This window comes from Gelidibacter salicanalis, assembly GCF_016469035.1.
Lineage (GTDB): Bacteria > Bacteroidota > Bacteroidia > Flavobacteriales > Flavobacteriaceae > Gelidibacter > Gelidibacter salicanalis_A.
In genome coordinates this window covers 1-306 of the sequence record NZ_JAEHJZ010000350.1, presented here as the reverse complement: position 1 = coordinate 306, position 306 = coordinate 1, and the positions used below count along the sequence as shown (strand labels likewise).

Sequence of the window (306 nt, the reverse complement as noted above, 5' to 3'; positions counted from 1 at the left end):
ACCTGAAAACTAATCTCTGTGATTTTTAGTTTTTCTGCATGTTGAAGATCCATCCTCTTTTGCGCTAAACCAATCCACATAGTAAGAGCTACGCCTGTGAGAGCGATCAACGAAGGGAGAGCTGTCCAAAACACCGCCCGTTGGAAGTGAAATACAACACCTAAACTTACTAAAAAGATGCTTACTGATATGAAGAGAGGATAGTTTTTTTGCACGATTCTCACCTAACACAAAATTTCATGCGACAATTTTGCGACACTAGACATCAGATGTAAAAAAGCCACCGTATAGATGGTGGCTTAATCA

At 39.9% G+C, this 306-nt stretch carries 1 protein-coding gene; it reads right to left on the bottom strand.

The genetic code is table 11. From position 1 onward, the window contains the following. Positions 1-215 (bottom strand): hypothetical protein (locus JEM65_RS22630; protein ID WP_233530806.1); only part of this gene is annotated, 215 nt, incomplete at its 3' end. Positions 216-306: the final 91 nt, after the last annotated feature.